Origin of the sequence: Lactobacillus melliventris, assembly GCF_013346935.1 — a bacterium.
GTDB lineage: Bacteria > Bacillota > Bacilli > Lactobacillales > Lactobacillaceae > Lactobacillus.
Window position 1 is genome coordinate 1 of the sequence record NZ_JAAEEB010000023.1, and the last position, 1,477, is coordinate 1,477.

Sequence of the window (1,477 nt, forward strand, 5' to 3'; positions counted from 1 at the left end):
TGATATGACCCCCAAATTTAGGACAAATTTGGGGGTCATTTTTATGTCTAAATTATCTAAACAAGATAAAATTGAAATCTATCATCTTTGGCACGATTATCAAATAAGCCCTGCTGAGTTAAGTCAGCGTTATCGGGTTGGCAGATCTAATATTAATTACTTGTTAGCTTTAATTGGCCGTCACGGTCTAGCTATTTTAGATCAGCCTTTCACTGCTTATACAAGTAATTTTAAGGAGCAGGCCCTTAGGCGAATCATAGTTGAACATGAGCCTGCCCGTCGAGTATCTATTGACTTGGGCTTAAAAAGTAGTGGCATGTTGTACAACTGGCTGCGCGAATACCGTAAAAATGGGTATAATATCGTTAACAAGCAGAGAGGACGACCGCCCCATGACCAAAAGAGAACAGCTGATCAAACAGGAAAATCATCGGCTCAAGCAAGAAAACGAACGCTTACGCCAGCAGAACTTGAAGCTGAAAATCGAGAACGAATTCGTAAAAAAATTGAGCGTCTTAGTCGACCAGCGGACCAAGAACCGCAAGCCGCGGAAATAGCCCAGGCAGTTACCCAACTAAGACGCGAGCTTAAAGTCAGCGTAACTTTTATTCTTGATACCATTAATGCCAATCCCAATCTGCCGCACTTATCCCGCAGTAATTATTACTACACTTTAAAGAAGAAGGACAAAGAGCGGGACAATCGAGAAATAATGGCTGAAATCAAAGCTATCTATGAAGAACACAAGCACCGCTATGGCTATCGCCGCATTACTGCAGAGCTTAGGCGTCGTGGTTTATTAGTCAATCATAAAAAAGTGCAGCGCCTAATGAACAAGCTGAAGCTGTTCGGCATAGTCAGTAAACGCTGGCACAAATACAACAGCTATCGCGGCACTCAGGGTCCGATTAAGCCTGACCTGATTAAACGCAGCTTCAGTGCGGTTTATCCCAATCACAAATGGTATTCAGATATAACTGAGTTTAAGCTCAAGGGGCAAAAGACCTATTTATCACCGATCATTGATGGCTGCACCCAAGAGATTGTTTCCTATACTATTTCCCGTAGCCCTAATCTTAAGCAGACCATGGACATGTTAAGGCAAGCTTGGCGCAAACATCCGGCACTAAATGGCTTGATCTTCCACACTGATCAAGGCTGGCAATACCAAAACGGCAAGTTTCAAGCGTGGCTCAAAAATCATGGCATTAGCCAATCAATGTCACGCAAGGGCAATTCCCTTGATGATGGATTAATGGAAGGCTTCTTCGGGATACTCAAGCGAGAAATGTTTTATGGCTTTGAAAAGCAATATAAGAATCTCACTGAACTGGAAGACGCAATCAGAGACTACATTGAGTATTACAATCAGAAAAGAATCAAGATCAAACTAAAAGGACTAACTCCGCTTGAATATCGGAAGCTAGTCCTCAGTTAGCAGCTAATATAAAGTGTCCTAATTTTAGGGTTCACATCA

The 1,477-nt window shown here is 42.2% G+C and carries 1 protein-coding gene; it reads left to right on the forward strand.

Going from position 1 to position 1,477, the window contains the following annotated elements; all coding sequences use genetic code 11:
• Window positions 1-43 precede the first annotated feature (43 nt).
• Entirely contained in the window at window positions 44-1,438 is a 1,395-nt protein-coding gene (locus tag GYV61_RS09620; RefSeq protein ID WP_338084996.1) for an IS3 family transposase, read from the forward strand.
• Window positions 1,439-1,477: the final 39 nt, after the last annotated feature.